Annotated in this window: 15 protein-coding genes; 12 read left to right on the top strand and 3 right to left on the bottom strand. The window is 61.1% G+C overall.

What is annotated here, in order from left to right:
- Positions 1–8: 8 nt before the first annotated feature.
- Positions 9–1,130 carry an MBL fold metallo-hydrolase gene (locus SWE17_RS14000; protein ID WP_322993691.1) on the bottom strand — a complete coding sequence of 374 codons (1,122 nt, stop codon included), beginning with the start codon at positions 1,128–1,130 and terminating at the stop codon, positions 9–11.
- Between the two features lie 128 nt (positions 1,131–1,258).
- On the opposite strand from SWE17_RS14000, the gene SWE17_RS14005 reads away from it, so the two are divergent.
- The 8 genes from SWE17_RS14005 (at position 1,259) to SWE17_RS14040 (ending at position 7,668) form a co-directional block, all read left to right on the top strand.
- Positions 1,259–1,663, top strand: coding sequence for a MerR family DNA-binding transcriptional regulator (locus tag SWE17_RS14005; protein ID WP_322993692.1), 405 nt, complete (start codon positions 1,259–1,261; stop codon positions 1,661–1,663).
- An 88-nt stretch (positions 1,664–1,751) separates the two neighbouring features.
- Positions 1,752–2,207 carry a PaaI family thioesterase gene (locus SWE17_RS14010; RefSeq protein ID WP_416235018.1) on the top strand — a complete coding sequence of 152 codons (456 nt, stop codon included), beginning with the start codon at positions 1,752–1,754 and terminating at the stop codon, positions 2,205–2,207.
- A 53-nt stretch (positions 2,208–2,260) separates the two neighbouring features.
- Positions 2,261–3,442 (top strand): isovaleryl-CoA dehydrogenase, encoded by a 1,182-nt coding sequence (locus SWE17_RS14015; protein ID WP_322993693.1) that lies wholly within the window; start codon positions 2,261–2,263, stop codon positions 3,440–3,442.
- 29 nt (positions 3,443–3,471) lie between these two features.
- Positions 3,472–4,140 carry a carbonate dehydratase gene (gene can, locus SWE17_RS14020; protein WP_322993694.1) on the top strand — a complete coding sequence of 223 codons (669 nt, stop codon included), beginning with the start codon at positions 3,472–3,474 and terminating at the stop codon, positions 4,138–4,140.
- A gap of 45 nt (positions 4,141–4,185) precedes the next feature.
- Positions 4,186–5,370 (top strand): acetyl-CoA C-acyltransferase, encoded by a 1,185-nt coding sequence (locus SWE17_RS14025; RefSeq protein ID WP_322993695.1) that lies wholly within the window; start codon positions 4,186–4,188, stop codon positions 5,368–5,370.
- 86 nt (positions 5,371–5,456) lie between these two features.
- Entirely contained in the window at positions 5,457–6,134 is a 678-nt protein-coding gene (locus SWE17_RS14030; RefSeq protein WP_322993696.1) for an SDR family oxidoreductase, read from the top strand.
- Positions 6,135–6,154: 20 nt separating this feature from the next.
- A complete protein-coding gene (locus SWE17_RS14035) occupies positions 6,155–7,282 on the top strand; it encodes an acyl-CoA dehydrogenase family protein (protein ID WP_322993697.1) in 1,128 nt (375 codons plus the stop codon).
- Entirely contained in the window at positions 7,282–7,668 is a 387-nt protein-coding gene (locus tag SWE17_RS14040) for a YchJ family protein (RefSeq protein WP_322993698.1), read from the top strand. Before SWE17_RS14035 ends, SWE17_RS14040 begins: the two co-directional genes overlap by 1 nt.
- On the opposite strand, the gene SWE17_RS14045 is transcribed toward SWE17_RS14040, so the two are convergent.
- A complete protein-coding gene (locus tag SWE17_RS14045) occupies positions 7,644–8,060 on the bottom strand; it encodes a VOC family protein (protein ID WP_322993699.1) in 417 nt (138 codons plus the stop codon). The two genes, SWE17_RS14040 and SWE17_RS14045, sit on opposite strands and share 25 nt — an antisense overlap.
- Before the next feature lie 62 nt (positions 8,061–8,122).
- On the opposite strand from SWE17_RS14045, the gene SWE17_RS14050 reads away from it, so the two are divergent.
- Complete coding sequence (locus SWE17_RS14050) at positions 8,123–8,770, top strand: HAD family phosphatase (protein WP_322993700.1); 648 nt, start codon at positions 8,123–8,125, stop codon at positions 8,768–8,770.
- 22 nt (positions 8,771–8,792) lie between these two features.
- Here SWE17_RS14050 and SWE17_RS14055 read toward each other — a convergent pair whose 3' ends face one another.
- On the bottom strand, positions 8,793–9,776 hold the full coding sequence (locus tag SWE17_RS14055; protein ID WP_322993701.1) for an AraC family transcriptional regulator: 984 nt from the start codon (positions 9,774–9,776) through the stop codon (positions 8,793–8,795).
- Positions 9,777–9,993: 217 nt separating this feature from the next.
- On the opposite strand from SWE17_RS14055, the gene SWE17_RS14060 reads away from it, so the two are divergent.
- Genes SWE17_RS14060 through SWE17_RS14070 form a run of 3 tightly spaced genes read left to right on the top strand, consistent with a single transcriptional unit; the run spans position 9,994 to position 12,961 of the window.
- Positions 9,994–11,601, top strand: a complete 1,608-nt coding sequence (locus tag SWE17_RS14060; RefSeq protein ID WP_322993702.1) for a carboxyl transferase domain-containing protein — start codon at positions 9,994–9,996, stop codon at positions 11,599–11,601.
- A gap of 44 nt (positions 11,602–11,645) precedes the next feature.
- Positions 11,646–12,182 carry a DinB family protein gene (locus SWE17_RS14065; RefSeq protein WP_322993703.1) on the top strand — a complete coding sequence of 179 codons (537 nt, stop codon included), beginning with the start codon at positions 11,646–11,648 and terminating at the stop codon, positions 12,180–12,182.
- On the top strand, positions 12,179–12,961 hold the full coding sequence (locus tag SWE17_RS14070) for an enoyl-CoA hydratase/isomerase family protein (RefSeq protein WP_322993704.1): 783 nt from the start codon (positions 12,179–12,181) through the stop codon (positions 12,959–12,961). Before SWE17_RS14065 ends, SWE17_RS14070 begins: the two co-directional genes overlap by 4 nt.
- The last annotated feature ends 8 nt before the right edge of the window (positions 12,962–12,969 follow it).

Here is a 12,969-nt window from a genome sequence, read left to right on the forward strand (position 1 = left end):
CCGTCGATTCACACAGGCGGGCTGGTGGTGAAGCGGTAGACGCCATCGGCATCGCGTGTACGCTGCATCCGACCCGAGAGCCACAACAAATTCAAGTGCGCCACAGCCTCGCCCAAAGCAAAGGTGGTTTGGTGCACATCCAGCGGACGCTTGAACAACACGGGCAGCAGTTCGTAGGCGTTGCAAGCTTGCGCAGTGCAGGCTTGCAACAACTCGGACAAGCGGTCCGCGTGGTGTGATTGCAGTTGGGCAATTCGGGTGGCAGCGCCCCGAAACGGACGCCCGTGCGAGGGCAGCACCAAGGTGTCATCGGGCAAATCCACCATGCGCTCGAGTGAGTCAAGGAACCACTTGAGCGGGTTGCCGTCGGGCTCCATGGCGTAGACACTGATGTTGGTGGAGATGGAGGGCAGCAGCATGTCGCCACTGATGAGCAGTTGGTTTTCGGCGTCGTGCAGGGCCATGTGTTCAGGTGAGTGGCCGTAACCACCGAGGCACGTCCAAAGGCGATCGCCAATGTGCACATGTGCGCCTGCCATCAGACGGACATAGGCGCTTGGAATCTTGGGCACCATGCTCGGGTAGTAGCCCATGCGGGCTTGGATGACGGCGAGGTCTTCGGCCTTGCGCCAGCCGTGGGCCTCAAAGAATGCGACCGTGCTGGAGCCACCAAAATTGGACAAACGGCTGCAGGCGAGCAGTGCCGACTGGTATTCACTGGTGCTCATCCACAGGGGAGCTTGCCAGCGCTCGCACAGCCAATGGGCCAGCCCCATGTGGTCGGGGTGCATGTGGGTCACCAGCACACGCAAGATCGGTAAACCCTGCAGCATTTGTTGCTCCACCTGTTGCCAGGCTTCGCGGGTCACTGGGTTGTCGATGCCGCAGTCCACCACCGTCCAGCCTTCTTGCTGAACGCCCGCTTGTGAAGGGTGAGGCATGCAGTCTCGCAGCAGCCACAGGTTGATGTGGTTCAGTGCAAAGGGCAGGCCCACACGCAACCAAAAAATGCCAGGCGCAACTTCGGTGGCTGAACCCGAGGCGGGCAGCTGTTCGCCCAGAGGGTAGTTCAGCGTGGGGTGGGTGGTCTCCACTTGGGGCGTGGCCATGGCATTGGGCAAGGTGGACATGCGGCGTGTGGATTGGGTTAGCATTCGGAAGGTTGACGTTGACGTTAACGTCAAACACACATTGAATTCTAGGGTGCGGCTTGTTGCGAGGCTGTCTCCCTTGCGCAAGCGGTTGAGGAGCCCAAGCCATGGCGAACATGTTCACGATCAGCGATTTGGCCCAGGAATTTGACCTGACCACCCGAGCCATCCGTTTTTACGAAGACATGGGCTTGCTCGAGCCCGAGCGTTCGGGTCCAGGTGGGCGCAACCGTGTGTACTCGGCCAGAGACCGCACCCGTTTGAAGCTCACCTTGCGCGCCAAGCGCTTGGGCTTGTCACTGAATGAAGCCAAGGGCCTGATCGACATGTACGACAGCCCAAGGGACACCGTGCCGCAACTCAAGAAATTTTTGGTGGTGCTGGCCGAGCACCGCCAGCAATTGGAGTCGCAATTGGCCGACTTGGAGGCCACGCTGGACGAAGTCAAAACCCATGAAAAAGAAACCCGAAGTTTGCTGACCAAGGCCAGCAAGGCGAACCCAGTGGTTTGATCCTCATCGGTAAAGACCCGACGATTTGATTGACGTTGACGTAAACGTCAATTAAAGTCAGGGTTTGTATTCAACCATGGGATATGACGTGAGCCTTGCCAGTTCTTCTGCCGTTTCACCGCCGACACCCCATGAACGGGTGGCGAGCAGTCTGGCGCGCCAGGGCATGATGAACCACTTGGGTGTGCAATTGGTATCGGCCACGGTGGGCCGCGTCGAGTTGTCCCTGCCTTATGGGGACAAGGTCACCCAGCAACAAGGTGGTTTTCATGGCGGTGCCATTGGTGCGCTGGCCGACATCGCAGGTGGATACGCCGCGTTGACGGTGGCGCCAGAAGGCATGGAAGTCGTCACCATTGAATACAAAATCAACTTTTTGAACAGTTTGCAGGGCGGTCAAATTCACGCCATCGGGCAAGTGACCAAGGCGGGCAAGCGGGTGATCGTGTGTTCGGCTGAGGTCGTGCACATCGCGAGCGATGGTCAACAAACCCCTTGCGCTGTGATGCAGCAAACTTTGACGGCGGTGCCGCAAACCTATTGAGTCAGCGGCTTTGCCCGCCATCCCATATTTTTCCTTGAGCTGGAGCCTTCCTAATGAACAACTTGCCCGGTCTGAACTTCCAACTCGGTGAAGACATTGACGCCCTGCGAGACGCAGTGCGTGAGTTTGCCCAAGCCGAAATCGCCCCTCGCGCCGCCGAGATCGATCGCGATGATCAGTTTCCCATGGACCTGTGGCGCAAGATGGGCGATCTGGGCGTGCTGGGCATCACGGTGGGTGAGGAGTACGGCGGCGCGAACATGGGCTACCTGGCACACATGATCGCCATGGAAGAAATCTCCCGTGCCAGCGCCTCGGTGGGTCTGAGCTACGGTGCCCACTCCAACCTGTGCGTCAACCAGATCAAGCGCAACGGCACGCCCGAGCAGCGCGCCAAATACCTGCCCAAGTTGATTTCCGGTGAGCATGTGGGCGCCCTGGCCATGAGCGAACCCGGCGCGGGTTCGGACGTGTTGAGCATGAAACTCAAGGCGGAAGACAAAGGCGGCTATTTCCTGCTCAACGGCTCCAAGATGTGGATCACCAACGGGCCTGATGCCGACACCCTGGTGGTGTATGCCAAGAGCGAGCCCGAGCTGGGCGCTCGCGGCGTCACGGCCTTTTTGATCGAGAAGGGCATGAAGGGTTTCAGCATCGCCCAAAAGCTCGACAAGCTGGGCATGCGCGGCAGCCACACGGGCGAGTTGGTGTTCAACAACGTCGAAGTGCCCGAGTCCAATATCCTCGGCGGCCTGAACAACGGCGCCAAGGTGCTGATGAGCGGCCTGGACTACGAGCGCGCCGTGCTCACGGGTGGCCCGCTGGGCATCATGCAGTCCGTCATGGACAACGTGATCCCCTACATCCACGACCGCAAGCAGTTCGGCCAGAGCATTGGCGAGTTCCAACTCATCCAGGGCAAAGTGGCCGACATGTACACCGTGCTGCAAGCCGGTCGCAGCTTCGCCTATACCGTGGCCAAAAACCTCGACCTGCTGGGCACCGAGCATGTGCGCCAGGTGCGCAAAGACTGCGCATCCGTCATTTTGTGGACCGCTGAGAAAGCCACCTGGATGGCGGGCGAGGGCGTGCAGATTTTTGGTGGTAACGGCTACATCAACGAATACCCGCTGGGCCGCTTGTGGCGTGACGCCAAGCTGTACGAGATCGGTGCGGGCACGAGCGAGATCCGCCGCATGCTGATTGGTCGCGAATTGTTCTCCGAAACCGCCTGAGGACTTTGCTGCACTGCCACAATCGACGCATGAGCCAATCACTTCAGCATCTCTTTGACAACAACCGCGCTTGGGCGCAGAGCATGGTCCAGCAGGACCCTGCGTATTTCTCACGCCTGGCCAACCAGCAAAACCCCAAATATTTGTGGATTGGCTGCTCCGACAGCCGCGTGCCCGCTAACCAGATCACTGGCCTGGATCCGGGCGAAGTGTTTGTGCACCGCAATGTGGCCAACGTGGTGGTGCACTCAGACCTGAATGCGCTGTCGGTCATCCAGTACGCGGTCGATGCCCTCAAGGTCGAGCACATCATGGTCGTGGGTCACTACGGCTGCGGCGGTGTTTTGGCTGCCACGCGTGGCATGCGCGTGGGTTTGGCCGACAACTGGCTGCGTCATGTGCAGGACGTGCGCTTGCGCCACCGACAGCGCCTGAATCATTTGCCGCAAGAAGAACTTGAATCGGTCATGTGCGAGATGAACGTGATCGAGCAGGTCGGCAACGTCGCCCTGTCCAACGTCATGCAAGACGCCTGGAGCCGTGGCCAAAAAGTCACGGTGCACGGCTGGATTTATGGTCTGGACAACGGCTTGGTCAAAGACTTGGGTGTGACCATGAGCGGTGCCCATGAAGTGGTGGACGTCTTCCGCAACGCATTCAAACGCTACCCCCGTGGTGGCGTTCTTCCTGCCGCGTGACCCTGTGGGGTGGCGCGGCGACTGTTAATTCAATTGGAGAGAACCATGTCCGACCCCATCGTCATCGTCAGCGCTGCCCGCACCCCCATGGGCAGTTTTCAGGGCGACTTTTCCTCACTGGCTGCCCACGACTTGGGCGGTGTCGCCATCAAGGCCGCTGTCGAGCGTGCTGGCATCAGCCCTGAACTCGTCACCGAAGTGCTGTTTGGCAACTGCCTGATGGCCGGCCAGGGTCAGGCCCCGGCGCGTCAAGCGGGCTTCAAAGGCGGTTTGCCCAAGAGCGCAGGCGCGGTCACCTTGTCCAAAATGTGCGGCTCAGGCATGCGCGCGGCCATGTTCGCACACGACATGCTGGTGGCGGGCACGCACGACGTCCTGGTGGCCGGGGGCATGGAGAGCATGACCAACGCGCCCTATTTGATGCTCAAAGGCCGTGGTGGTTACCGCATGGGCCATGACAAAATTTTCGACCACATGATGCTCGACGGCCTGGAAGACGCCTACGAAGCCGGCCGCAGCATGGGCACTTTTGGCGAAGACTGCGCCGCCAAATACAAGTTCACCCGTGAGCAGCAAGATGCCTTCGCCATGGCCAGCGTCCAACGCGCACAAAACGCCATCCAGAACGGTGGCTTTGCCAAGGAAATCGCACCCGTGACGGTCAAGACCCGAGCGGGCGAAGTCGTGGTCTCTATCGACGAAGGCCCTGGCAAGATCAAGATCGACAAAATTCCCACACTCAAACCCGCCTTCAAGAAAGAGGGTGGCACCATCACCGCTGCGGCCAGCTCGTCCATCAACGACGGCGCGGCCGCCATGGTGCTGATGCGCGAAAGCACAGCCACCAAGCTCGGTTGCAAGCCCCTGGCCCGCATCGTGAGCCACGCTACCCACGCGCAAGAGCCCGAGTGGTTCGCCACCGCCCCCGTGGGCGCCAGCCAGAAGGCTTTGGCCAAAGCCGGATGGAAGGTCGAAGACGTCGACCTGTGGGAGGTCAACGAAGCCTTTGCCGTCGTGCCCATGGCGCTCATGACCGAGCTGAATGTGCCGCACGACAAGGTCAACGTGAACGGCGGCGCTTGCGCATTGGGCCACCCCATTGGCGCATCGGGTGCCCGCATCATGGTCACGCTGATCCACGCACTGCAAGCCCGTGGCCTGAAAAAAGGCCTGGCCACGTTGTGCATTGGCGGCGGCGAAGGCACGGCAGTGGCGTTGGAATTGGTCTAAATATCGTCTGTAGGAGCCGCGCCCTCGCGGCGATGAATCACCCGACTATTCGCGACGAGGGCGTCGCTCCTACAAAACACAACACCATGACCACCGTTCTTCTTATTGGCGCGTCCCGCGGCATCGGCTTGGAGCTGGCGCGCCAGTACACCGCCGACGGATGGCGCGTGATCGCCACCGCCCGTTCTGACGAAGGACTTGCAAGCCTCAAAGCCTTGGGCGCGCAAACCCTGCGCTTGGATGTGGCCAACCCGGCCAGCAACTCGGGACTGTCCTGGCAGCTCGACGGCGAGAAGATTGATCTCGCCATTTATGTGGCCGGGGCCATGGACCGCGCCAGTGCCAGCACGCCGCCCACCTGCGACAGTTTTGACGCTGTCATGCACACCAACGTGATGGGCGCGATGCAGGTCATTCCCCAGATCGCGCCCATGGTGCAAGAAACGCATGGCGTGATCGCCTGCATCAGCTCCATCATGGGCAGCATGCAAGAGACCACCAGTGGCAACGCCGCGCTGTACCGCGTGAGCAAGGCGGCGCTCAACATGGTGGTCCGTTGCACCCAGGCTGAGCAGCCGGACATCACCGTGCTGGCCATCCACCCCGGTTGGGTGCAGACCGACATGGGCGGTGCACAAGCGCCCCTGACGCCCGAACAAAGCGCGAGCAGCCTGCGCCAGACCCTGAACCACGTCCTTGAACAGCGCGACCCGAAACACCGAGGCGCATTTTTGAACCACGACGGCCAGAGCCTGCCGTGGTGAATCGATAAAGAAAGACAGACATGCTGCTGACCCCCGACCAGGAAATGATCCGTGAAGCCGTGCGCGACTTTGCACAACGCGAACTCTGGCCTCATGCCGCGGAGTGGGACAAAAAACACCACTTTCCCAAAGACGTGCACAAGGGCCTGGCCGAATTGGGTGCGTATGGCATTTGTGTGCCCGAAGAACTGGGCGGCGCGGGCCTGGACTATGTGACGCTGGCGCTGGTGCTCGAAGAAATCGCGGCCGGTGACGGCGGCACCAGCACCGTCATCAGCGTGACCAACTGCCCGGTCAACGCCATCTTGATGATGTACGGCAACGCCGCGCAAAAAGCGCAGTGGCTCACGCCCCTGGCCCAGGGTCAGATGCTCGGCGCGTTCTGCCTGACCGAGCCCCATGTGGGCTCGGACGCATCGGCTTTGCGCACCACCGCTGTGAAAGACGGCAACGACTACGTCATCAATGGCGTCAAGCAGTTCATCACCAGCGGCCAAAACGGTGATGTGGCCATCGTGATCGCTGTGACCGACAAGGGCGCAGGCAAGAAAGGCTTGAGCGCCTTCATTGTGCCCACCCGCACGCTCGGCTACACGGTCGCGCGCCTCGAAGACAAACTGGGCCAGCACAGCAGCGACACCGCGCAGATCAACTTTGACAATTGCCGCGTCCCCGCCGAAAACCTGATCGGCCAAGAGGGCGAGGGCTACAAAATTGCCCTGTCGTCTTTGGAGGGGGGGCGCATTGGCATCGCCGCGCAAAGTCTGGGCATGGCCCGCAGCGCGCTCGATGTGGCCATCGACTACGCCAAGCAGCGTGAGAGCTTTGGCACCGCCATCTTCAACCACCAGGCCGTGGGTTTCCGTTTGGCCGACTGCGCCACCCAACTCGAAGCGGCGCGCCAGTTAATCTGGCACGCGGCCAGCTTGCGCGACGCGGGTCGCCCTTGCCTGAAAGAGGCCGCCATGGCTAAGCTGTTCGCCAGCGAAGTGGCCGAGAAAGTCTGCTCGGCCGCCATCCAGACCCTGGGTGGCTACGGCTATGTGAGTGACTTCCCAGTCGAGCGCATCTACCGCGATGTGCGCGTGTGCCAGATCTACGAAGGCACCAGCGACGTACAAAAAATCATCATCCAGCGCGCCTTGTGATGACGGTGTGTCCCTGTGGTCGAACCACAGACAAAGCTCTTCCCTTAAGTCTGGTCGCCTGCTGTGGTCCCTACCATGCAGGTCAGCCTGCACCCGACGCCGAACGCCTCATGCGTTCGCGTTACAGCGCTTTTGTGCAAGGCGATGTGTCTTATCTGTTGGCCACTTGGCACAGCACCCAGCGACCTGCCGAGTTGACGCTCGAGACGGGTGGCAAGTGGTTGGGCTTGGAAATCAAGCAGCACCGCGTCACGGGCGCTGACACCGCCGAGGTCGAATTTGTGGCGCGCTTTCGGGTGGGCGGCAAAGCGGTTCGCCAGCACGAACGCAGTCGCTTTGTGCGCGAAGACGGACTCTGGTTTTATGTGGACGGCGATGTGCTTTGATCGGGCACCTCGTACAACTCCAGCGGTAACCCATCTGGATCAGCAAAGAAGATAAATCGCTGTCCGGTGTACTCGTCGGTCCGCATGTCCTCGACGGTAATGCCTTGGACTGTCAGGTGGTTGGCCCAAGCTTGCACATCGACCACCGCAAAGGCCAGATGCCGCAAGCCTTGTGCTTCAGGGTAACTCAGGCGAGCTGGTGCGCCCTTGAAGGAAAATAATTCGACTTGACCGCCATCGGGCAGTGCCAAGTCCAGCTTCCAAGAGTCGCGTGCTTCTCGGAAGTTTTCGGCCAGTACCTTGAGGCCAAGCACCTCGGTGTAAAAAACTTTGGAGCGCGCGTAGTCCGAACAGATGATGGCCGCGTGGTGGATGCGAAGCAGGGGTTTCATGGGTAATTCCATAAGTCAGTGTCCTGAGTGTGCCTTCAAGCGCAGCCTTTATGATCCAGTCCATGAACTTTGAAGCCATTTTGTTTGACTGCGACGGCGTGCTGGTCGACAGCGAAGCCATCACCTGCGGCGTGCTGCGCGACCTGTTTGAAGAACAAGGTTGGCGCATGACGCTGGCCGAGTGCATGCAGCGCTTCGTGGGCCACACCGTCAAAAGCCAGCGCGACACGATTGAGGCGCACACCGGTCAGCCGCTTACCGATGTGTGGCTGGAACAGTTTTATGCCCAGCGCAACGAGCGCTTGACGCAGAGCATCACCGCCATCGAAGGTGTGCACGAGGCCGTGGCGCATCTGCACGACCACTGCAAAGGCCGCATTGCCGTGGCCTCAGGGGCAGACCGTTTCAAGATCGAGATGATGCTCAAGCAAGTGGGCCTGATCGACTTTTTTGAAGGCCGCATTTTCAGTGGCCATGAAATGCCGCGCAGCAAGCCGCACCCCGATGTGTACTTGGCCGCTGCCGCCCATTTGCAGATCGACCCGGCGCGTTGCTTGGTGGTGGAAGACACCACGGTGGGCATCACGGCAGGCGTTGCTGCAGGTGCCACCGTGTGGGCCTATGCCGCGCCGCCGGCAGACCATGCGCCGCTCTTGCAGGCAGGCGCTCAGCGGGTGTTCACCGGTATGCATGAGCTGCGGTTGGCTTGAGTCTGGCATAGGCTGGTGCCTCTCAAGGGGCCTTGGCCATCCTGAACTCTTCGGGCGTTTGCCCCGTCCACGCCTTGAACGCCCGCATGAAGCTCTTCTCGTTCTGAAACCCCACTTCGCCGGCGATTTGTTTGATGGGGCGCTGCGTGCGCAGCAGCAAGTCGGTGGCCAGGTCTCGGCGCACCTCGTCTTTGAGCTGCTGCAGGCTGGCGCCTTCTTCTTTGAGTTGTCGGTGCAGGGTGCGGGCCGACAGGTTGAGCCAGGCCGCCAAGTCTTCGGCGTTGCGGCTGTGTTCGGGGTGTTGAGCCAGGGTCTGCCGCACTTTTTCCACCAACATGCGGTCGCGCCGGTAGGGTCGCACGGTGAGCAGCAGGGCGCGTTGCAGCATGCGTTGCAGGGCGGCTTCGTCTCGGCGCACCGGCAGGCTCAGGTAACCCGCATCAAACTGCAGACTGTGTGCGGGCGCTTTGAACTGGGTGGGTCCGTCAAACAACACGCGGTAACTGTCGGCATGGGGCGGCGGGTCAAAGCGCAGCGTGGTTTGCAGCAAAGGAATGCGCGAATCCGTCAGCCAGCAGGCCACGCCCAAAGCATTGCGCAGCACGGACACCACGGCAAACTCCTGCAAAGCGCCCAAGTCGCGTCGCTCAGTCAACTGCAGGCTGGCCACGCCTTGTGTCTCGCTAACCTGCAGGTGGACATCGTCGGTCAATAGGCCGTGGTGGCGGCACCAGCGGGCCAGCGCCACGCCCAGTGTGGGTGCTGTCAGGGATGCGCGCACCAGCATCCCGTAGCTGCCCCAAGGCAGGCGACGGCTGAACCAGCCCAGGGCCTCGTCGTCCAACTCACGCATGGCGGTGGCCGAAAGCCATTCCATTTGCAAGGCAGTGATGCGCGCATCGGTCTGGTTCAAGAGGTCTGGCGCAATTTGTGCCGCTTGCAGAGCGGGTAGGGGGTCCAAGTCACGGAGGGTGAAAGCGTTGGCAATGGCGCGAACGAATGCCATGGGTGTCTCAGATCGCAAGGAGATGCCAGGGCGATTTGCCAATGAATGGCCAGAGCTGGGGAGGGTACTGGCGGCGTCTTTCATGGTGGTGCAAATTGTGGCACGATTTGCAACCCATTTGACACGCTCAAATGCTGCTGCAGGCATTAAGCTGGCCAGCATTAAACGTTCTATGCGCCCGGGTTTGGCCCGCTGGCGCCACCCCCTAGGAAGCACCATGACCGTTTTGCATTCCCAATTGAACCCGCGTTCCGCCGATTTTCAGCACAACGCTGCCGCCATGCGTGGCCTGGTCGATGACCTGCGTGCCCACCTCGAGCGTGTGGCCCAAGGCGGTGGCGAGGCCCCCCGCGCCAAGCACACCGCCCGGGGCAAGCTGCTGCCGCGCGACCGCGTGCAGATGCTGCTCGACCCCGGTACGCCCTTTCTCGAAGTCGCGCCGCTGGCAGCTTTGAACATGTACAACAACGACGCACCCAGCTCGGGCGTGATCGTGGGCATTGGCCGCGTGAGCGGGGTGGACTGCATGATCGTGTGCAACGACGCCACGGTGAAGGGCGGCACCTACTACCCCATGACGGTGAAAAAGCATTTGCGCGCACAAGAGATCGCGCAGCAAAACCACCTGCCTTGTATTTATCTGGTGGACTCGGGTGGTGCGAACTTGCCCAACCAAGACGAGGTCTTCCCCGACCGCGACCACTTTGGCCGCATCTTCTTCAACCAGGCCAACATGAGCGCACTGGGCATTGCACAGATCGCAGTGGTCATGGGCTCTTGCACGGCGGGCGGCGCCTATGTGCCCGCCATGAGCGACGAAACCATCATCGTCAAGAACCAGGGCACCATCTTTTTGGGCGGCCCGCCGCTGGTCAAGGCCGCCACGGGCGAGGTGGTGAGTGCCGAAGATTTGGGCGGTGGTGATGTGCACACGCGCCTGTCGGGCGTGGCCGACCACCTTGCGCAAAACGACGTGCATGCGCTGGCGCTGGCGCGTCAGGCCGTGAAAAACCTGAATGCGCAAAAGGCCCCCAACATCGCCACACACACGCCCGTGCCCCCGAAGTTCGACGCGCAAGAGCTGTATGGCGTGATCCCTACGGACACGCGCAAGCCTTTTGACGTGCGCGAAATCATCGCCCGCATCGTCGACGGCTCGGAGTTCGACGAATTCAAATCGCGCTTTGGCACCACCTTGATCTGCGGCTTCGCCCGCATCGAAGGCATGCCCGTGGGCATCATCGCAAACAACGGCATCTTGTTCAGTGAGTCGGCGCTCAAAGGTGCGCACTTCATCGAGCTGTGCTGCCAGCGCAAGATTCCGCTGGTCTTCTTGCAAAACATCACCGGCTTCATGGTGGGCCGCAAATACGAAAATGAAGGCATCGCCCGCAACGGCGCCAAGATGGTCACGGCCGTGGCCACGGCTGCAGTGCCCAAATTCACCATCATCATTGGCGGCAGCTTTGGCGCGGGCAACTACGGCATGTGCGGCCGAGCTTACAGCCCCCGCTTCTTGTGGATGTGGCCCAACGCCCGCATCTCCGTCATGGGTGGCGAGCAGGCGGCCAGCGTCTTGGCGACCGTCAAGCGCGATGGCATCGAGGGCAAGGGCGGCCAGTGGAGCATGGAAGAAGAAGAAGCCTTCAAGGCCCCGATCAAGCAGCAATACGAGGACCAGGGGCACCCTTACTACGCCACCGCCCGCATCTGGGACGACGGCATCATCGACCCGGCCGACACGCGCCGTGTTCTGGCGTTGGGTTTGAGTGCATCGCTGAACGCCCCAATACCCGAGACGAAATTTGGCCTTTTCCGCATGTGATGGGGATGACTTTTTCATTCATACACTTTGAGAGGGCTGGACACATGGACACACCGAACAACGCCTCCATTTGGCACCGCCACTTCGGTGGCATGGCCCGCTACCATGTATGGGCCACCCACCGCCTGCTCGAAGCGGTCTGGCGCGTTTCCGCCGAAGACTACCAACGCGACGTGGGCTTGTTCTTCAAGAGCATCCACGGCACGCTGAACCACATGCTGGTGGCCGAGCACCTGCTGTGGTATCCGCGTTTTGCCAAAGGCGCATCCCCCGTGCTGGCGCTGAACACCGAGGTTGAACCCCACCGAGAGCGCCTGGCGCAGGCGCTCAAGGGCGGATCGGCCAACTGGACACCCCTGATCGCCAGCTGGACTGCCGAGCGTTTTGACGGCCAACTGGACTACCGGACCAGCAAGGGCGAACCCCTGTCCTTGCCGTTTGCAGCCACCTTGGCGCATGTGTTCAACCACGCCACCCACCACCGTGGCCAGATCACGGCGGCACTGACGGCCATGGGCCAGCCTTGCCCAGAACTCGACATGGTTTATTTCCTTTTGGCAGAACAGGCGCCCAAAGCATGACAACAGCACTGAAAATTGCGACCCAAGGCGGCGTGCACACCATCTCGCTGTCGCGCCCCGATGTGCGCAATGCCTTCAACGACGAAGTCATTGCCGAGCTGAAAAACGCTTTCCTGGAGGTGGCCCAAGCCAGCGCAGTGCGCTGTGTGGTCTTGGCCGCCGAGGGGCCTGCTTTTTGCGCTGGCGCAGACCTGAACTGGATGCGCCGCATGGCCGACTACACCCGGCAAGAAAACCTGGCCGATGCGGGTGAGTTGGCAGCCATGCTGCGTGCAATTTATGAATGCCCCCAGCCGACCATTGCCCGTGTTCAGGGCGATGTGTACGCCGGTGGCATGGGCTTGGTGGCGGCGTGTGACATGGCGGTGAGTGTGGACACGGCGAACTATTGCCTGAGCGAGGTCAAGCTCGGCCTGATCCCAGCGACCATCAGCCCCTATGTGATCCGCGCCATGGGGGCGCGTGCGGCGCACCGTTACTTTTTGACCGCCGAACGCTTTGCTGCCGCCGAGGCGCACCGCATCGGTCTGGTGCACGAGGTGGTGAGCGCCGATGCGCTGGACGCCAAAGTGGCCGAGTTGACGCAGGCCTTGGTGAGCGCCAGCCCCAACGCCGTGCGTGCCTGCAAAAAGCTGGTGCAGGACGTGGCCGAACGCGACATCAACGACGCGCTGGTGGCGCAAACGGTGTCGGGCATTGCCGACATCCGCGCCAGCGCCGAAGGCAAAGAGGGCGTGCAGTCCTTTTTGCAAAAAAGAAAACCCAACTGGTTGGTTTGAGGAAAAAA

This window comes from Limnohabitans sp., from assembly GCF_034680285.1.
Taxonomy (GTDB): Bacteria; Pseudomonadota; Gammaproteobacteria; order Burkholderiales; family Burkholderiaceae_C; genus Limnohabitans_A.

Bases quoted from the DNA above. Each gene is read 5' to 3' on its own strand.
- SWE17_RS14000 (WP_322993691.1), bottom strand. From the start codon at position 1,130: ATGTCCACCTTGCCCAATGCCATGGCCACGCCCCAAGTGGAGACCACC.
- SWE17_RS14005 (WP_322993692.1), top strand. From the start codon at position 1,259: ATGGCGAACATGTTCACGATCAGCGATTTGGCCCAGGAATTTGACCTG.
- SWE17_RS14015 (WP_322993693.1), top strand. From the start codon at position 2,261: ATGAACAACTTGCCCGGTCTGAACTTCCAACTCGGTGAAGACATTGAC.
- can (WP_322993694.1), top strand. From the start codon at position 3,472: ATGAGCCAATCACTTCAGCATCTCTTTGACAACAACCGCGCTTGGGCG.
- SWE17_RS14025 (WP_322993695.1), top strand. From the start codon at position 4,186: ATGTCCGACCCCATCGTCATCGTCAGCGCTGCCCGCACCCCCATGGGC.
- SWE17_RS14030 (WP_322993696.1), top strand. From the start codon at position 5,457: ATGACCACCGTTCTTCTTATTGGCGCGTCCCGCGGCATCGGCTTGGAG.
- SWE17_RS14035 (WP_322993697.1), top strand. From the start codon at position 6,155: ATGCTGCTGACCCCCGACCAGGAAATGATCCGTGAAGCCGTGCGCGAC.
- SWE17_RS14040 (WP_322993698.1), top strand. From the start codon at position 7,282: ATGACGGTGTGTCCCTGTGGTCGAACCACAGACAAAGCTCTTCCCTTA.
- SWE17_RS14045 (WP_322993699.1), bottom strand. From the start codon at position 8,060: ATGAAACCCCTGCTTCGCATCCACCACGCGGCCATCATCTGTTCGGAC.
- SWE17_RS14050 (WP_322993700.1), top strand. From the start codon at position 8,123: ATGAACTTTGAAGCCATTTTGTTTGACTGCGACGGCGTGCTGGTCGAC.
- SWE17_RS14055 (WP_322993701.1), bottom strand. From the start codon at position 9,776: ATGGCATTCGTTCGCGCCATTGCCAACGCTTTCACCCTCCGTGACTTG.
- SWE17_RS14060 (WP_322993702.1), top strand. From the start codon at position 9,994: ATGACCGTTTTGCATTCCCAATTGAACCCGCGTTCCGCCGATTTTCAG.
- SWE17_RS14065 (WP_322993703.1), top strand. From the start codon at position 11,646: ATGGACACACCGAACAACGCCTCCATTTGGCACCGCCACTTCGGTGGC.
- SWE17_RS14070 (WP_322993704.1), top strand. From the start codon at position 12,179: ATGACAACAGCACTGAAAATTGCGACCCAAGGCGGCGTGCACACCATC.